At 41.7% G+C, this 16,818-nt stretch carries 16 protein-coding genes; 4 read left to right on the forward strand and 12 right to left on the reverse strand.

Annotated elements, in window-relative coordinates; genetic code table 11:
* Window positions 1-53: 53 nt before the first annotated feature.
* The 7 genes from cccA to MKY15_RS21085 all read right to left on the reverse strand — a co-directional run bounded on the left by cccA (window position 54) and on the right by MKY15_RS21085 (window position 7,214).
* Window positions 54-422, reverse strand: a complete 369-nt coding sequence (gene cccA / locus MKY15_RS21055; protein ID WP_067210244.1) for a cytochrome c550 — start codon at window positions 420-422, stop codon at window positions 54-56.
* A gap of 197 nt (window positions 423-619) precedes the next feature.
* Window positions 620-1,759, reverse strand: a complete 1,140-nt coding sequence (locus MKY15_RS21060; protein ID WP_067213966.1) for an acyl-CoA dehydrogenase family protein — start codon at window positions 1,757-1,759, stop codon at window positions 620-622.
* A gap of 92 nt (window positions 1,760-1,851) precedes the next feature.
* Window positions 1,852-2,403: a hypothetical protein gene (locus MKY15_RS21065; protein WP_187045105.1), complete on the reverse strand. Its 552-nt coding sequence runs from the start codon at window positions 2,401-2,403 to the stop codon at window positions 1,852-1,854.
* Window positions 2,404-2,512: 109 nt separating this feature from the next.
* Window positions 2,513-3,631: an RNA polymerase sigma factor RpoD gene (gene rpoD / locus MKY15_RS21070; RefSeq protein WP_067210248.1), complete on the reverse strand. Its 1,119-nt coding sequence runs from the start codon at window positions 3,629-3,631 to the stop codon at window positions 2,513-2,515.
* Between the two features lie 34 nt (window positions 3,632-3,665).
* Complete coding sequence (gene dnaG, locus MKY15_RS21075; protein ID WP_067210250.1) at window positions 3,666-5,480, reverse strand: DNA primase; 1,815 nt, start codon at window positions 5,478-5,480, stop codon at window positions 3,666-3,668.
* A gap of 269 nt (window positions 5,481-5,749) precedes the next feature.
* Window positions 5,750-6,565 carry a pyruvate, water dikinase regulatory protein gene (locus MKY15_RS21080; protein ID WP_067210252.1) on the reverse strand — a complete coding sequence of 272 codons (816 nt, stop codon included), beginning with the start codon at window positions 6,563-6,565 and terminating at the stop codon, window positions 5,750-5,752.
* 10 nt (window positions 6,566-6,575) lie between these two features.
* Window positions 6,576-7,214 (reverse strand): helix-turn-helix transcriptional regulator, encoded by a 639-nt coding sequence (locus MKY15_RS21085; RefSeq protein WP_067210255.1) that lies wholly within the window; start codon window positions 7,212-7,214, stop codon window positions 6,576-6,578.
* Window positions 7,215-7,648: 434 nt separating this feature from the next.
* Between MKY15_RS21085 and MKY15_RS21090 the strand changes: the two genes are divergently transcribed.
* Window positions 7,649-9,028 carry a glycine--tRNA ligase gene (locus MKY15_RS21090; protein WP_187047908.1) on the forward strand — a complete coding sequence of 460 codons (1,380 nt, stop codon included), beginning with the start codon at window positions 7,649-7,651 and terminating at the stop codon, window positions 9,026-9,028.
* 187 nt (window positions 9,029-9,215) lie between these two features.
* Complete coding sequence (locus tag MKY15_RS21095) at window positions 9,216-9,785, forward strand: YkoF family thiamine/hydroxymethylpyrimidine-binding protein (RefSeq protein ID WP_067210260.1); 570 nt, start codon at window positions 9,216-9,218, stop codon at window positions 9,783-9,785.
* A 216-nt stretch (window positions 9,786-10,001) separates the two neighbouring features.
* Here the strand turns inward: MKY15_RS21095 and MKY15_RS21100 are convergent, their stop codons facing one another.
* Window positions 10,002-10,631, reverse strand: a complete 630-nt coding sequence (locus tag MKY15_RS21100) for an HD domain-containing protein (protein ID WP_067210263.1) — start codon at window positions 10,629-10,631, stop codon at window positions 10,002-10,004.
* A 145-nt stretch (window positions 10,632-10,776) separates the two neighbouring features.
* Between MKY15_RS21100 and MKY15_RS21105 the strand changes: the two genes are divergently transcribed.
* A complete protein-coding gene (locus MKY15_RS21105) occupies window positions 10,777-10,986 on the forward strand; it encodes a cold shock domain-containing protein (RefSeq protein ID WP_067210265.1) in 210 nt (69 codons plus the stop codon).
* A 40-nt stretch (window positions 10,987-11,026) separates the two neighbouring features.
* Here MKY15_RS21105 and MKY15_RS21110 read toward each other — a convergent pair whose 3' ends face one another.
* Entirely contained in the window at window positions 11,027-11,215 is a 189-nt protein-coding gene (locus tag MKY15_RS21110) for a zinc-finger domain-containing protein (protein ID WP_067210267.1), read from the reverse strand.
* Between the two features lie 90 nt (window positions 11,216-11,305).
* Here MKY15_RS21110 and MKY15_RS21115 point away from each other — a divergent pair, with 90 nt between their 5' ends.
* Complete coding sequence (locus MKY15_RS21115; protein WP_067210269.1) at window positions 11,306-11,695, forward strand: ribonuclease HI family protein; 390 nt, start codon at window positions 11,306-11,308, stop codon at window positions 11,693-11,695.
* 25 nt (window positions 11,696-11,720) lie between these two features.
* On the opposite strand, the gene MKY15_RS21120 is transcribed toward MKY15_RS21115, so the two are convergent.
* From MKY15_RS21120 to MKY15_RS21130, 3 genes are read right to left on the reverse strand one after another with little or no spacing between them, the layout of a single operon-like run.
* Complete coding sequence (locus MKY15_RS21120; protein WP_342538516.1) at window positions 11,721-12,311, reverse strand: metallophosphoesterase family protein; 591 nt, start codon at window positions 12,309-12,311, stop codon at window positions 11,721-11,723.
* An 18-nt stretch (window positions 12,312-12,329) separates the two neighbouring features.
* A complete protein-coding gene (locus MKY15_RS21125) occupies window positions 12,330-13,151 on the reverse strand; it encodes a sulfurtransferase (RefSeq protein ID WP_342538517.1) in 822 nt (273 codons plus the stop codon).
* Window positions 13,152-16,742 carry a dynamin family protein gene (locus tag MKY15_RS21130; protein ID WP_342538518.1) on the reverse strand — a complete coding sequence of 1,197 codons (3,591 nt, stop codon included), beginning with the start codon at window positions 16,740-16,742 and terminating at the stop codon, window positions 13,152-13,154.
* Window positions 16,743-16,818 lie beyond the last annotated feature (76 nt).

Raw genomic sequence — 16,818 nt, forward strand, 5'->3', positions numbered from 1 at the left:
GCCATCAGTTTACAGAAATGCTCTGCTAACTGACAGCTCTTCCTAATTAAGGATTATTTAAGTGATAAAATATAATCTGCCATAGCGTCAAGCTCGGCATCATCCGAAACGAGTCCTGCTGGCATTCCGCCATCAGTACCGTCTTTTATGATGTTTTTAATTTCATCCTTAGACAGTTTAGTTCCAACCAGTCCTGGTCCCATTCCGCCTGTAAGGTCTCCACCGTGACAGCCGATACATTTCCCTTGAGCAACTGCTTCAGCATCAAATTCCGCAGAACTTGGAGCTTCTTCAGTTACCCCCTCTTCGCCTTGTTCAGCGATTTCACTTTTCTGTTCAAGTCCATAAAGGGACATGAAGAAAATAAGACCGATTCCAAGCGCAAAAATAAGAATATAAGGAATTATTGGATTTTTTCCCATTGAATTACCCTCCTTTATCAGGATCTATTCTGTAATGAATACAGTACACAACTATTATTGTACTGTATTCAATAGAAAACTGAAAGGGTTAACGATGATCTTTTCGGTGTTTGTGACAATTTCGACAAATATTTTATTATTATCTAGCTACAGGCACCAAATGCTCGGGTCTAAGCGGGTGCAAGACGCTTTTATTGTTAACAGCCAATTAGTCTGGCAATGACCATTCTTTGGACTTCCGAAGTTCCTTCTCCAATTTCAAGAAGCTTGGCATCCCTCATATAGCGTTCGACTTCATATTCTTTCATATAGCCATAACCGCCATGAATCTGGATTGCTTCACTCGCTACTTCCATAGCAATTTCCGATGCATATAGTTTACACATGGAAGCTTCTTTCGAGAATGGACGTCCTTGATCTTTCAGCCATGCTGCTTTATGGACCATATTGCGTGCAAGCTCAATTTTCATCGCCATATCTGCCAGCTTAAATTGTGTTATTTGGAATTCAGAAAGAGTTTTGCCGAATTGCTTACGTTCTTTAGAGTAGCGGAGTGCCCGGTCAAATGCCGCCTGAGCGATTCCTACTGCCATAGCACCGATCCCAATACGTCCACCGTCTAACGTTACGAGGAATTGTCGGAAACCGTTACCTTGAGTCCCTAACAGGTTCTCTTTTGGTACTCGGACGTTGTCAAGCACAAGTTCTGTCGTATTAGAAGCATTTAGCCCCATTTTTTCATAGTTATCAATAACCGTGAAGCCTTCTGCATCAGTCGGAACGATTATTGCACTAATTTCTTTCTTTCCGTCTTCATTCCCAGTGATAGCAGTAATTGCAAGGTGCTTGGCATAGCTCGCATTCGTGATAAACACTTTAGAACCGGTGATGACATAATCGTCCCCGTCTTCTTTTGCTGTCGTTTGCGTCCCCCCCGCATCCGAGCCCGCATTCGATTCTGTCAATCCAAATGCGCCTAATGATTCCCCTGTACAAATTGGCGTCAAATACCTCTGTTTCTGTTCTTCAGTGCCAAATAGGTTGAGCGGTGCCCCTCCCAAAGAAATATGCGCCGAATATGTAATTCCTGTTGATGCACATGCCCGGCTCAGTTCTTCCGTAACAATTGCGAAACTTACTGTGTCGGCTCCTCCGCCCCCATATTCCTCAGAAAACGGTAAACCCATCATTCCCATTTCGGAGAGCTGTTTAAACACCTGTACTGGAAATTCTTTTGTCCGGTCGCGGTCGATTGCACCTGGTGCAACAACTTCATCTGCGAATTCCCGAATCATTTTTTTAATCATCTGTTGTTCTTCTGTCAAATCGAAATTCAACATCTTCATCCCCTTTGTTGTGAACGCTTACAATTTCAATTATAACGAATTGTCTACCGTTTTCACAACTATTACTGAAAGAATAGGAGAATTCAGAACGAAACAAGTAAAAATACGATGATTAATAGTAGCCCAGCTGCACCAGAGATTGTGAAATACTGTAATTTTAGCATACGTCCTGCAAATAGCCAGAGCGCACAGTTCAACATAAGTAATCCGATTAGTAACATCGTATGCCCATCGAAAAAGACAACCCATAGCTTCAGTGACATTAATAACAACATTAAGGATGCCAGTATGTATAAAATAGGTGCTATTCCCATTTGAATCATTGATTTACGCATCGTCAACAGGAGAAACGAGAACAAAACAACAGCCGTCAAGGTAAGTGTCCACCCTGGGTATTGGGTAAATACGAACATGCCTCCACTAACGATTATCGCTAGTATGGTCATCAAAACAATTTTCCGTTCCAATTTCTTTTTTTCCTTGACAAGAATGGCTTCGGTGGCTTTCACTTCCTTCTCATCCTGCCCTTGAGCATAGAGAGTAATTAGAAAATCACAGTAATGTTCCGGCAACAACTTATTCTGCTTCCAATATTTTATTTCCGAAATAATCATTCGTTTTCGCTGTGGATTCATAGTATAAATCGCTCCTTGAAAAGTGTAGGTAAATCGGAGAGCGCCAATCAGCTGCCCTGTTGCTTAACAGTGAAAAAAGCATCGGCACAAATTATGCCGATGCCCTTTTTTATTCAAGAAAGTCTTTTAGTCGTTTACTTCTAGATGGGTGACGCAGTTTGCGTAATGCTTTTGCCTCGATTTGACGAATTCGTTCACGGGTTACGCCAAACACTTTACCGACTTCTTCAAGTGTTCTTGTACGACCATCATCAAGACCAAAACGCAGACGAAGCACGTTTTCTTCCCTGTCTGTCAACGTATCGAGTACGTCTTCCAGTTGTTCTTTCAATAACTCATATGCTGCATGATCAGACGGTGACTGAGCCTCTGAGTCTTCTATGAAGTCACCGAGGTGAGAATCATCTTCTTCCCCAATTGGCGTTTCAAGTGATACAGGTTCTTGTGCAATTTTTAGGATTTCACGTACTTTTTCAGCAGTTAAATCCATTTCTTCTCCAATTTCCTCTGGAGATGGTTCACGACCAAGATCCTGTAGTAATTGACGCTGAACACGAATCAACTTATTGATGGTTTCAACCATATGAACTGGAATCCGGATTGTACGGGCTTGGTCCGCGATTGCACGGGTGATTGCCTGACGTATCCACCACGTTGCGTACGTACTGAACTTGAAGCCTTTCGTATGGTCGAATTTCTCGACTGCTTTAATGAGCCCCATGTTTCCTTCTTGAATTAAATCAAGGAACAGCATGCCACGTCCGACATACCGCTTTGCAATACTTACGACTAGACGCAAGTTGGCTTCTGCAAGCCTCTTTTTCGCCTCTTCATCGCCATCCAGGATGCGAATTGCAAGTTCAACTTCCTCCGCACCTGTCAGTAAATCAACACGCCCAATTTCTTTCAAGTACATTCTTACAGGATCGTTGATTTTAACACCTGGTGGGACACTGAGGTCATTCAAATCGAACTTTTCTTCTGCCACTACTTTCCCCTCATCGCCGGCTTCTTCATCGGCTTTGCGGTCCATTTCAATTCCTTGTACTTCAATCAAATCAAGGAATTCTTCGAACTGTTCAGGTTCCATTTCAAACACAGATAACTTCTCAGTTACCTCATCGAGCGTAAGTTCACCTGTTTTCTTTCCGGCCTCCAACAGGTTTGCCTTCACTTCTTCAACAGTCATTTCAATTTCCATATCTTCTGTTTGTTCTTTTTTGCTCATCTTACCCGTTCCTCCTAAGTACACCGGAAAACGACTACAATGTCGTCAATGATTTCCGGAGCTGTATAATTTCCCTGGCCAGCTCCAGCGCCCGGGTATGATCATTTATTTTTTCTGCTTCTTTCGATTCATGGATCTTTGCATGGATTGTCAAACTAATTTTATATTTTTCAAGGTGACTGATACAATCAGCTATTTCTTCCGCAGCGTGTTCAGGATCTCTTTCCACCATTGCAGATTCTAATACAATTTTTCTAAGTTCTCGGTCTTCCAACGATTCCGCAAACCTGTGGAAATCAGGTATTCCGTGTTGTTCATAAAACCCAGCGAGCCGAATGAAGATGGCAACATAATCTTCTCGAACGAACAGGTTTTGCTTGTCCAATCGTATTCGATCAAACAATTCCCCATCACTTAACAGGTGAAAGAGCAACAATCGCTCTGCACGCTCAGTACCGGTCTTCTTTCTGATTGGAACAGTAGGTTGAGGACGCATAGTTTCCCCATGCTTTGGTTCTGTTTTTGCTTTCTTCGCTTGATGTCCCGCCATTTTTATAAACTGCTGATTAATGGCTTCGATTGATACACCAGTCACGGTTGAAAGCTGCCGGAAATAAAGATCCCGCTCTACTGGCGATGAACGCTTCGCTAATTCTTCCAATACTTCATGGATATATTGCAACACATCGTTTTCATAAGATAGGTTCTTTGATCGCTTTGCATATGCCATTATGAATGACATGAATGAATGGGGATTACCGATGACCTTTTCGCGAAATGCATCACCGCCATGCTCTGTGATGTAGTCATCGGGGTCCATCTTTCCAGGCAACAACGCGATTTTAACATCCAACCCTTTTTGGGTGGCCATGTCTGCGAATCGTTTTGCCGCTTCCCATCCAGCATCATCTCCGTCACAGCAAATGATAAGATCTTTAGCAATTCTTTTTAATTTCAGCAGATGTGTATCTGATAAAGATGTGCCCATTACGGCAACACTATTCGTCACACCAGCACGATCAGCCGATATCGTGTCCATAAATCCTTCAAACAGTATTACTTTACCCGTTTTCCGGACGTTAAGACGTGCATTGTGAAAATTGTACAGAATATGACTCTTTTCGAATATTGGGGTTTCGGGACTATTTAGGTATTTGGCTTCCTGTTTTGAACCGGTAAGTATACGTCCAGAAAATGCTACAACGTTACCATTGTCGTCATGAAGCGGGAACATGATACGTGCTCGAAATCTGTCAAAATAGCCAGTCCCATCGTCTTTCATGATGCAAAGCCCAGCACGTTCCATATCCCTCATATCGAAACTCTTACGCTTTAGTAGACCCGACAGCGCTTCATTATCATTTAGCGACCACCCGATTCCATATTTTTCGATACTCTCTCTCGTAAACCCTCTTTTTTCAAGATATTCTAGTGCTTCTTCACCTTCTACAGTGTTTAGGAGTAGATGACTATAAAAGTTTGCAGCAAGAGCATGCGCTTCAATCATAGATTTAAATTCATTATGCTGCTTTGCTCCGGATCCTTCACCCACTGTAGCATCGATTTCAATACCAGTTCGTTCAGCGAGCTTTACAACGGCTTCGGTGAAAGGGCTATTTTCAATATCCATAATGAAGGTAATCGCATTTCCACTAGCGCCACATCCGAAACAATGGAAGAGTTGTTTATCTTCTGTAACTGAGAAAGAAGGTGAACTTTCATCGTGAAACGGGCAAAGCCCGAACCAGTTCTTTCCTCTTTTTGTAAGTTGCACATATTCTCCAATTAAATCTACAATATCAGTCTTTGATCGGACGGCTTCTATAGTCTCTTCTGGTATTCTCGTCATCCTATCACCAACCACTCTATCAAGATTAAATTCGAGATAGTATTCAAAAACCCTTCATTTTCGACAAAATATTTTCGATTATGCTCGGAATCTTTCATACTACACTAATAGTAAAGCTTTATCTCTATATGAACCTCATATTTCAAAAAAAAATTCTTCATCCGCAAAAGAAGAACCAACCCGTATTAGCGGTCGGTCCTTCTACATCACTGTGTCCTGATTATGAATACCCTTCCACCTCAGGATTAACAGTAACTCCCACTTCTTGCTTACGAATGACGATTCGTAAGCTCACTTAGTATAACATTTGCAGTTTCCTCTACAGCCCGGTTTGTTACATCGATAACATTGCAACCGATTTTCGAGACGACATTATTAAAATGCGTAATTTCAGCTTCAATCCGCTCAACTCGCGCATAATTCGCATCATCTTTTAAACCAAGTGCGATGAGACGTTCTCTGCGGATGAAGTTTAGTTTTTCCGCAGAGATAACAAGTCCGTAACATTTAGCTGGGTCAATCATAAATAGTTCTTCCGGCGGCTCGACTTCAGGTACTAGTGGAACATTCGCCACTTTAAAACGTTTATGTGCAAGGTACTGCGATAAGGGTGTTTTCGACGTTCTTGAAACACCTACTAGAACAATATCTGCTCTCAAAATACCTCGCGGATCCCTACCATCGTCATATTTAACGGCGAATTCAATTGCTTCAATTTTTTTGAAATAATCTTCATCAAGTTGCCGCACAAGTCCAGGTTCTTCTAATGGCTTTTCACCAAGTTCCATACCTATCCGTTCGATAATTGGCCCAAGGAGATCGATGCACTGAATTTCTTTAATTCGACATTCTTGCTTTAGTTTTTGACACATTGCACTTTTCACAAGCGTATAGATAATGATTGCATTTTGCTGTTTCGCTAAATAGACGATTTCATCAAGTTGCGATTCATCCTCTACATGTGAAAACCTTTTAATTAATACGGTTTCTAGCCCTTGTCTGAATTGACTTGCCGCTGCTTTTGCAACAAGGTCGGCCGTTTCACCGACTGAGTCAGAAACGATGAACAAAATTAGCTTCTTCATAGTATCCCCCTCATAATTCGTGATCATCCGCAAGTGATAGGAAGGCTGCAGTAATATTGGTTTTGGTTACCCTACCAACAACTTCAAGCCCTTCCCCATTGTCAACGACAACAGGTAGCGAATCAATTTGCTGGTCTATCATTTTCTTCGCCGCATGAAGGAGCGTATCCTGCTTATCACAATACGTAATATTTGGCATTCTCGTCATAATGACATGGACCGGAATTTTCTCCAATTCATTGTTCCCAAGACTCGTTCTTAGTAAGTCTTTCCTCGAAAGAACTCCGGTAAGAAATGAAGATTGATCGACGACGAATAATGTCCCAACATCTTCTAGGAACATTTGACAAATTGCATCATAAACCGAAATATTTTCTTCCACAACGACCGGAATTGACTGAAAATCACGCACCCTCATGCCGGTCATACTGTCAGCAACTGATTGGGCAGGTCTTTTTCCCGAATAAAAATAGCCTACTCGAGGTCTTGCATCCAAAAAGCCAGCCATTGTTAAAATAGCTAAGTCAGGACGGATTGTAGCCCTCGCTAGCTTAAGCCGCTCCGCGATCTGTTCGCCAGTAATTGGGCCATCTGCTTTAACGATTTCAAAGATTTCCGTCTGACGCTTATTCAGTTCCATATATGTCACCGCCCTAAGCGTTCAATTGTTTATCCTTGATTATTATATACGAAGACGCGAGCTATTGCGAAGAAATCGGAACCATGCTAAACTAAGTTAGAATTGAATAGGCGAAGATAGGTCTATGAGTAATGTCAAATTGAAGCGAGCGGGGATAGTGAAAGCCCGTACCGACATGAAACGGCAACCTGGAGCTAATGCACTATTAAAGAGGGCTGTTCGTCAGCCAATTAGGGTGGAACCGCGGGTAATCATGCACTCGTCCCTGGACATATGTCCAGGGATGGGTGCTTTTTAATTTGTTTCAGCATAAGCCCCCGCTGAACAAAATTAAAGCCTCCGGCGGATGTCACAGATTTTGAGGGGAATTATTTGAGCAAGCTCAATTCAAAATCTGGACGCAAATCCGCCAAGGCGTATTTGATTAATAATTGGAGGGATTTATTATGTCAATGGAACAAGTCGTTAACTTAGCAAAGCAAAGAGGTTTTGTTTTCCCAGGCTCTGATATTTACGGAGGTCTTGCAAATACGTGGGATTATGGCCCACTTGGGATTGAATTAAAAAATAATATCAAAAAAGCTTGGTGGCAGAAATTCATTCAAGAATCGCCGTATAACGTCGGTCTTGACGCGGCTATCCTCATGAACCCGAAAGTATGGGAAGCTTCAGGTCATATCGGAAACTTCAACGATCCGATGATTGACTGTAAAAAATGTAACACACGTCATCGTGCTGACAAACTAATTGAAGATGCACTTGATGCAAAAGGTATCGAAATGGTTGTCGATGGTCTATCTTTCGATAAAATGGCAGAACTTATCAACGAACATAACGTTGTCTGCCCTACTTGTAGCGCTATGGACTATACAGATATTCGTCAGTTCAACTTAATGTTTAAAACATCACAAGGTGTTACAGATTCATCAGCGAATGAAATTTTCCTTCGCCCTGAAACTGCACAAGGTATCTTCGTAAACTTCAAAAACGTACAGCGTTCGATGAGAAAGAAAATGCCATTTGGTATTGGACAAATCGGAAAAAGCTTCCGGAATGAAATTACACCTGGAAACTTCACATTCCGTACGCGTGAGTTCGAACAGATGGAACTTGAATTCTTCTGTAAGCCTGGCGAAGATATGGAATGGTATGCTTTCTGGCGTGAATTCTCAAAACAATGGTTATTGAACCTTGGTTTGACAGAAGGCAATATGCGCTTACGTGAACACGATGAAGACGAACTTTCGCATTACTCAAAAGGAACTGTTGACATCGAGTACAAATTCCCGTTTGGTTGGGGTGAACTATGGGGCATTGCGAACCGTACTGATTTCGATTTGAAACGTCATATGGAACATTCCGGTGAGGATTTCAACTACCTAGACCCTATCACAAACGAGAAATTTGTACCTTATTGTATCGAACCTTCACTTGGTGCGGACCGTGTGACACTTGCGTTCCTATGCGATGCATTTGATGAAGAAGAGCTAGAAGGCGACGACAAACGTACTGTTCTTCGTTTCCACCCAGCGCTTGCACCGGTAAAAGCTGCGATTCTGCCATTATCGAAAAAACTCGCGGAAGGCGCAGATGAAGTCTATGCGGAACTGCGTAAACATTTCAACGTTCAATACGATGATGCACAATCAATCGGTAGACGCTACCGTCGTCAAGATGAAATTGGAACACCATTTTGTATTACGTATGATTTTGATTCCGAAGAAGATCGTCAAGTGACAGTTCGTCACCGCGATTCAATGGAACAAACACGTATGCCTATTTCAGAAGTGAAAGATTATATTGCAAAACAGCTTGAATTTTAATCTATCCTAACGTGAAAAAATTCAGATGAAAGACTAAACCACCTGCCACCAATGAATTTGGTGTCAAGTGGTTTTATTTTATTCAAATTCGTATTTCTAAGGGAATAATTATATATATTTTACCACTTTGATACTATAAAAAATAACAGGTACAAATGTCAATTTGACCAATAAGGGGGACGTTGAAATGAAAAAAAATTTGATCACTCTCCAATTTTCCATCCATCCGATGACTAACAACTTTATCGAAATCATAAAAGGTGCACTCCAAGGAGTCAACACTTCAAATGTGACAATGTCTACAGACGACGTAGCTTCAACTATGATTGGCGAGCAGGAAGCTGTCTTTGACGCTGTGAAAGCGATGATAATTCACGCCTCAAAAAGTGGAACTCATATAGCATTCAATGGTACGTTTTCCTCGGGATGTCCTTCGGTAGTTCATGAATTCCATGAACCTTCCGAACAAAAATTCCGTATTAATCAAGAATCATACGCTCCATTTCAACAATATGTTTCCGCTAAGTTCAATTTATATCCTTTGGGTCAACCTGATTATATGGATAGTATAGGCTCCGAAATTAGCCGGTTGAAAAACAGTGATTTGTACAATGCGACTTCAAAAAATGGTAGTGGTTTACACGGCGATGTTCACCCAGTATTTTTATTCTTAGAGGATAGTTTTTCAAGTGTTCAGTCACATGTAATCATGACCGTGAATATGAGTGTGAATAGTCCCTCGCATAAGAACGTTTAATTTTAGGTGACAATCGGCCATACATCGAATTTCGATTGACTGATGCACAATGATGAGGACCGTATTTTGGGTTAAAAGCAAAGCGTTCTCTAGCGGTGCAATCGGCACTGATCAACTCCAGGCAATCATTGAGAAAGAATTACTAAAACATGCCAACTGAAATCATTCAAAAACCCCTTGTCTCTTATTGAACAAGGGGTTACATTTTCATTATCATTAAGAACCGATTTCACGATCTAATTGTTTCAAAAAACCTTCCATATAGTCATGTCGTTGCTCCGCGAGCCGCTTCCCTTCTTCTGTCACCATCAACTCTTTTAACAGCAACAACTTTTCATAGAAATGTGTAACTGATGCCGTTTCCTTGCTACGGTATTCTGTTTCAGACATATTAACACGAACCATCTCGTCTGTATCGTATAGCTTCCTTCCCCTTGCACCGCCGAACGCAAATGTGCGTGCAATCCCAATAGCACCGATTGCATCAAGCCGGTCTGCATCGCGCACAATGGCTCCATCGATGGACGTGATGTCCTTCGCATTACCACCACTGAATGACACGCTTTCAATACACGCTACTACTTTCTTAGTTAATTCATCTTCGAGACCAATTTCCTGTAAAATGTCTAGGATGGATGGGTTGTCATCTGATTTATATTTAGCATCTTCGATATCATGCAACAAAACAGCAAGACGGACAACTTCCTCATTCGCTGAAGGCTCCCGAACCAAGATTTCTTCCGCATTTTTCATTACGCGTTGGATATGAGCGAAATCATGACTTGCATCGAACTTATTGTAAATTCCAATGACTATCTGCATGCATTTTTCAATCGTTTTTATCATATAATCACTCCTATAAAAAGATTTTTTATGTGAAAATGCGTCTGAATATTTAGGCATATCGTTGACGCACAATGTCGATTCATGTATAGTTGATGCATCCATGTATCTAATGGATGGGACATCGAATCGCCGAGGAGGAATATACATGTACCAGGGAAAAGTCAAATGGTTCAGTAATGATAAAGGCTATGGTTTCATCGAAGCGGATGACGGGGAAGATGTGTTTGTCCACTTTACCGGTATTCTATCTGAAGGCTTTAAAACGCTTGATGAAGGACAATCCGTATCCTTCGAAATCATCGAAGGGAATCGCGGTCCTCAGGCAGCGAATGTCTTAAAACTTGGAGATGAATGATCGAACACAAAATCCCGCTGATGCAATTTCCAGCGGGATATTATTTTGTGTTTTTATTCATTTCCTGGCCTAGAAACCGAAGCTGCTCTCCGATCGTACACACGGTAATACAAAACTTATGTGATCCCGACTTCCCTTTGTCTTTTGACAGCTGTGTTTTCAGGAAGCAGCCATCGCAATAGGCATCTAGAATTCCATCTATTTCATTCATAATGATTGTTTTATTCATAATGACTACCCCCAAAAGACACGATTCATATATTCTAATACTATTTGAACACTGGTGCAACAATCCAATTAAATCGAGGTGCTAAATCAAATGATTGAGTTGTACGTAGACGGCGCAAGTGCAGGAAATCCCGGGAAAAGTGGTATTGGAATTTTCATAAAAGGTGAGGGACATGCAATAAAGTTATCCGAAAAAATCGAACCTACGGATAATCATTCTGCCGAATTCCAAGCACTGTTACGCGGCTTGGAAGAAACATCCAAACTGACGACTGGCATGGTATCAGCTCGTTCTGATTCCCAAATCGTTGTCATGGCCGTGGAAAAGAAATTCGTGAAAAATGAAGCATATAAAGAATACTTGAAAAAAATACTTGAGTTTGCAGACACGTTTGACTTTTTTTTCATCAAATGGATTCCCGATGTAGATAACCGCGCTGCAGACGCACTTGCACGAGAAGCAATTCACAAAAAAGACTGAACAGTTATCTGTTCAGTCTTTTTTGTTAGGCTTTCATAAAAGTAACCGTATTCTCCGATACATTATACAGCGCCCATTCTCGATCAATGACGACTGCCCCTACATTCACGAGGACCTTGTCACCACTTACATCATATGGAATTCCAAATTCAATTGCTTCATTCACACCATTTCGGGATAATTTGGACGTATGACTATGCCCATAAAACACGGGAGATTCATCCACGTCCGCTTGAATAAGCGCCCACGGTTCACCGCCCCATTTCCACTGATGACCATGGATTATTTTAGCCGTCGCAATGTCCAGCATTTCCGGCATAGTGCCCAGTTTTTCTCGAAGCGGATCGTCTGTTTCTGTAATCATCATTATTCGGTCTTCCTGATTGCCGCTAACCGTCAAGAATGTTAATAGCTCGGTAAACCCTTCTGGAATGATCATAACGTCTTTAAGTTTCGTAAACTTCTGATCAGTAATATTCTTTTTACTAATTATGCATTCAAACAGATCGCCCGTCCCGACACGGACTGCTTCCGGATACTTCTCCGAAATATCCATGAGTACTTTTTCTAAATCCTCTTTAGAGGAATGTATGTCACCAAGAAGTGCATAATGCATTTATAAGCCTCCTGAAAGTCAATCTTTTTCGACTTTGACCCCTTGTTGTGATATCCAGTCGCTATAGCTTCCGACATACAGACGGGCCTTCTCATAGCCATTGTGTTTGAGTAAAGCATATAATGGGGCTGCTGTTACACCGCTACCACAATAAACCGTTACTTCTTCTGCCGGTTCCACCACAGTATGCAATTGCTCTCTTACAGCACCATCCAAATTGAAGGTGCCTCCTTTTTTTAATTGCTCCCAGTCAAAGTTTAGCGCTCCTGGAATCCGTCCAGCGATCGGGTCGATTGGTTCCTTCTCCCCCCGGTATCTCTCTGCTGAGCGGGCATCTAGCAGGACACTCGCTGTTTTACCGGCCACTATTTCTTCAACGTGCTCTCTAGGGGCATAGATTGTTTCATCCCACTGAGGAGTAACTGAAGTCCTCAGTGGCTCCGGTGGACGATTATCTAAAGGTAAACCCACTTCTTTCATTGTCTGGAATCCTTCAAGTGCGATATATGAATTGTTAAACCCAGCATATTGCAATAGCCACCAAGCACGAGTTGCAAAAGGGCTTCCACCGTCATCATAAACGATGATTTGGTCGTCAATTGAAAGTCCACTCGTTCTGAAGAGCTCGGTCAAAGTCGCCTTCTCTGGCATCGGATGTCTTCCTTCTGATTTCGTCATGTCGGACAAATCATGTTCGAGATCCCAGTACACTGCCCCTGTTACATGGCTTTTTGTGTATTTCTGCTTGCCTTCATCCGCATCTTGCAATGAAAAACGTGTATCTACCCATTTGAATTTAGCATGATCAATATCTTTTATCGAAACAAAAACGGTAGCCAATCAAACCCACTCCTCAGTTTGTAGTTTCTCATATACTGTACGCCATTCGCTTAGTTGTTCCGTTCCTTGAAGAAGTGTTCGCTCAGAGGCAATCTGATTCAAACTCTCTTTCAACAAGTGCTGTCTAAGCCCTTCCGCTTCACTGTCAATCCAACGGTCTGCCCACTTTTCAAGCAGTTCTTTTTCAAGCCCAAGATAGATTGATGCATCTGTCTTCAATAATTCTTCCAGTCGTGCTTTCAAGATATCGCGCTCTCCCTTTTCGAAGAATGCTTTCTGATTTTTGAACAATCGGTTGACACTTCTATATTTATTAGAATCAGTGTATGGAGCTCCGAAAGACAACATATCAGCATCTTGTGGTTCATACGGTGAAGGTGCTATGGAGTTATCTTTTTCATATAACCCCGAAATTTCTAAACGCTGCCGATTTGTCAACTGCTTTTTCATGAAGTTTAGCATCCGTAAATTTGTCACCTTAAGCTCTTGTGTCAAATCAAATCCAATCATCTGCACGGTTTCAGCGAGTGCACCATTCAATGCCCGGTCTGCTGAATTGTTAACGAAAACAGATGGACTGTATGCCTCTTTGAAGAAATCACCAAAACGTAAAAATACACGTTGTAAAATGTAATAGACAAGTTCGCTTAGTTCATCATGAGTCGCTTTTGTTAGCACTTGTGTAAACTTATGTGCGAAATGTTGACGCACTTCTCCTTCAAGTTTGTTCAATTCGTCCAATCTTTCTGCCTTACGAGTTCGATTCGTTTCTGTCCGGCTAATAAGTGACGAGAGTCGTTCAATCGTTTTTAACGCCTCTTCTTCGAGTGCCTGAACAGCAAGTCCTTTTAGATCGTGTTCAAGGAAATGATGGAATTCTTCTTCAAAAGGCGCCATAAATGGATCCATCCGATTATCCACTTTCGCCTCGAGTGCCTGCAAACTTGAAATGCCATGAACTCTAGGATTACGGATACCAAACTTCCGTAGTTCATCCCCTACGAACGTTTTAACTGCTTCCGCCTCTTCCGCGTCAGATGCAAGGTCAATTGCATTGACAACAAAAAACATCTTATCAAGCTCGAAAGCATCCTTCACTCGACCAAGCTGGACTAGGAACTCCCTGTCTGCCCTCGCAAATGCATGATTATAATACGTGATGAAAAGAATCGCATCCGCATTTCGGATATATTCAAATGCAACATCGGTATGACGCGCATTAATGGAGTCGGCCCCTGGTGTGTCAACGAGGGTGATTCCTTTCCTAGTCAATTCACAATCATAGTAGAAGTCGATTGATTCGACGAAACAGCTTCGGTCTTCTTCAGCAACAAATTTAACGAATTCTTCCTGCCCGACCTTAATAATTGTGCCAAGTGCTTCATGATAAAGAGGATACCCTCTCTTGAATGCGGCAATAAATGCTTTATGGATATGGAGACTCTCATCCGTCAATTCTGTATTTAGTGCATCATCTGCTTTTTGAAAAGCATCAGTCAACGATGTTGCGCCAACACCAAGTGCTTCAAAAGAGCGGAAAACATCTTCTGTCATCCGGTCTGTTGTTTTCAATAAAATATCGGCCGTTTTATCTTCTTTTCCCACTGAAATCGGACGTATTCGATTGATGGCTGCAGTAGTTGGATTTGGAGAAACCGGTAAGACATTTTCACCAATTAATGCATTGGAAAAAGATGATTTCCCTGCACTAAACGCACCGAATAGTGCAACAGTGAATTCTTGCCCATCTAGTCGGTCAGCTTTTTTTCGAAGGTAGTCTGCTGTTTCCATAAAACCTGGAATCGCTTCAACCGAATTCGCGATACGAATAGCGTGCTTAACCACTGAATCTGAATCCAAAGTAGCTACTTCTCGCTGAACTTGCTCGACTTCTGCCGTGTGGTCAGAGGTATTCTCTAGGATAAGTACTTCTTCCGCTTCGTTGTATTCGACTAATTGTAGCGTTTTCTGTACTTTCCACTGTTGAAGAAGTGCATTGACTTCCGCAGTCGAGCCTATAATTTCATGTTCGAGATTTGCCAATTGAACTTCCACTTCACTGACCTGTTGGATTGCATGTAACTTCTCATCCAATCGGTACACTTTTTGTTCAAGAATACCAGCGTTGTCATTCCCCGCTACTAATGCAATTTCGGACATTGCGTGTTTCCAATCCTCGGTCATTCGCCTAAACGTGGCTTGAATCGTTGTTCTCATGCGTTCAGAATAGTTGAGGACGGTGTCGCCAGTTATGGTATCAGATACATTAAACTCTTTTTCTATATCAGAAAATGGGATCGTTAAGTTGATTTCGTCAATCACTAGTGATTGCTCATCCGTTAAAATCCCCGCTTCTTTCAACGATTTTTTCATAAGCGTCTTTAGATGGACTTCAATTTGGGCATGAACAAGTTTGCCCATATTGTCAGCAAGTGCATCTTTCCTTCGTGCCTTTTCTTCTGCCGTCTTTTTCGCACCGAACAAAATACCAACTTTAAATCTAGACGACAGCGATTCCAAATAGTTTTTCAGCAGTTCACGTGTTTCATATGGTGTAATTGCCGCCCCTTGCAATAGGTCATTTCGTTCTTTTTCAAATGTTAAAGAAAATGCATCCCCCGAGAGAAGCTTCAGCATTTTTTTAGATTCTAAAGCCTCTTCTTGAAGCTCAACTTGCTTTGTCCATTCATCTTCTGAAACAATTTCGGAGAATGTGTTTTTTCGTTCCACGATTTCATCAGACAAGAATTGGCTATGCTCATCCTTCAGTTTTACTAACGTCATCTCAGCATTGTCGACGAATCGTTCTTGCCAGTTTTCCATCGACCCATCAACAATCGCTTTCACGGCACTAAAATCATTATGCGGGTGCGTTAAATCTTTCAATGAGGTATAAAAAATCCCTTTCGGTACGACACCCCACATTTTAAATGAATCCTCAACCGATTTTTTGAACTCCACAAATGGTAACTCACTGTCACGGTGTTTATCAATTTGGTTGACAATCAAATAAACGTTATCGTTGTAACGCATCAATTCTTTCGTGAAACGGAAATTCAATTCCGATTGCACATGATTGTAATCCATCGTGTAGAAGACGAGATCCGCGAGATGCAGTGCGGATTCTGTCGAAAGACGATGTGCATCATCCGTTGAGTCCACACCGGGTGTATCCATAACGGTAATTCCTTCTGGTAAATTCGATTCCGTATGACCAATTTCAACGAGTGAAACGGCCGCACCATCCTTACTAAACGACTTAACGGCAGCCGGAAATCCGTGCCCGCCGTATTTCACTGCGGTACCGTCCGTATGATGGATAATAGCAAAATCCGTTTCAGTTTTCCGCACTTTCACAATGTTAGCACTTGTCGGAATCGGGCTTGACGGCAGTAAGTCTTGGCCTGTTAGCGCATTGATCATCGACGATTTACCTGCGGAAAAATGACCGGAAAATCCAATCGTATATTCTTTATCTATGAGTTTTTTGGCGAATAACGCCGTTTTCTTAAAGCGGTCTTCATCATCATTTTTTTGGAAAAGTAGGCCGTATGTCGCGGCTTGTTGTAATAAGTTATCTAATTCTGGCATTTATCTTTCGATCCCTTCGTCAATTGCTCTTTTTATCATACCATTTATCGGCGTTCGAATTATCAACAAATTTTTC

The sequence above is a fragment of the Sporosarcina sp. FSL K6-1540 genome (assembly GCF_038620285.1).
Taxonomy (GTDB): Bacteria; Bacillota; Bacilli; order Bacillales_A; family Planococcaceae; genus Sporosarcina; species Sporosarcina psychrophila.

Excerpts from the sequence above, each read along its gene's own strand:
- cccA (WP_067210244.1), bottom strand. The coding sequence starts at position 422 with ATGGGAAAAAATCCAATAATTCCTTATATTCTTATTTTTGCGCTTGGA.
- MKY15_RS21065 (WP_187045105.1), bottom strand. The coding sequence starts at position 2,403 with ATGAATCCACAGCGAAAACGAATGATTATTTCGGAAATAAAATATTGG.
- rpoD (WP_067210248.1), bottom strand. The coding sequence starts at position 3,631 with ATGAGCAAAAAAGAACAAACAGAAGATATGGAAATTGAAATGACTGTT.
- dnaG (WP_067210250.1), bottom strand. The coding sequence starts at position 5,480 with ATGACGAGAATACCAGAAGAGACTATAGAAGCCGTCCGATCAAAGACT.
- MKY15_RS21080 (WP_067210252.1), bottom strand. The coding sequence starts at position 6,565 with ATGAAGAAGCTAATTTTGTTCATCGTTTCTGACTCAGTCGGTGAAACG.
- MKY15_RS21095 (WP_067210260.1), top strand. The coding sequence starts at position 9,216 with ATGAAAAAAAATTTGATCACTCTCCAATTTTCCATCCATCCGATGACT.
- MKY15_RS21100 (WP_067210263.1), bottom strand. The coding sequence starts at position 10,631 with ATGATAAAAACGATTGAAAAATGCATGCAGATAGTCATTGGAATTTAC.
- MKY15_RS21105 (WP_067210265.1), top strand. The coding sequence starts at position 10,777 with ATGTACCAGGGAAAAGTCAAATGGTTCAGTAATGATAAAGGCTATGGT.
- MKY15_RS21110 (WP_067210267.1), bottom strand. The coding sequence starts at position 11,215 with ATGAATAAAACAATCATTATGAATGAAATAGATGGAATTCTAGATGCC.
- MKY15_RS21115 (WP_067210269.1), top strand. The coding sequence starts at position 11,306 with ATGATTGAGTTGTACGTAGACGGCGCAAGTGCAGGAAATCCCGGGAAA.
- MKY15_RS21120 (WP_342538516.1), bottom strand. The coding sequence starts at position 12,311 with ATGCATTATGCACTTCTTGGTGACATACATTCCTCTAAAGAGGATTTA.
- MKY15_RS21130 (WP_342538518.1), bottom strand. The coding sequence starts at position 16,742 with ATGCCAGAATTAGATAACTTATTACAACAAGCCGCGACATACGGCCTA.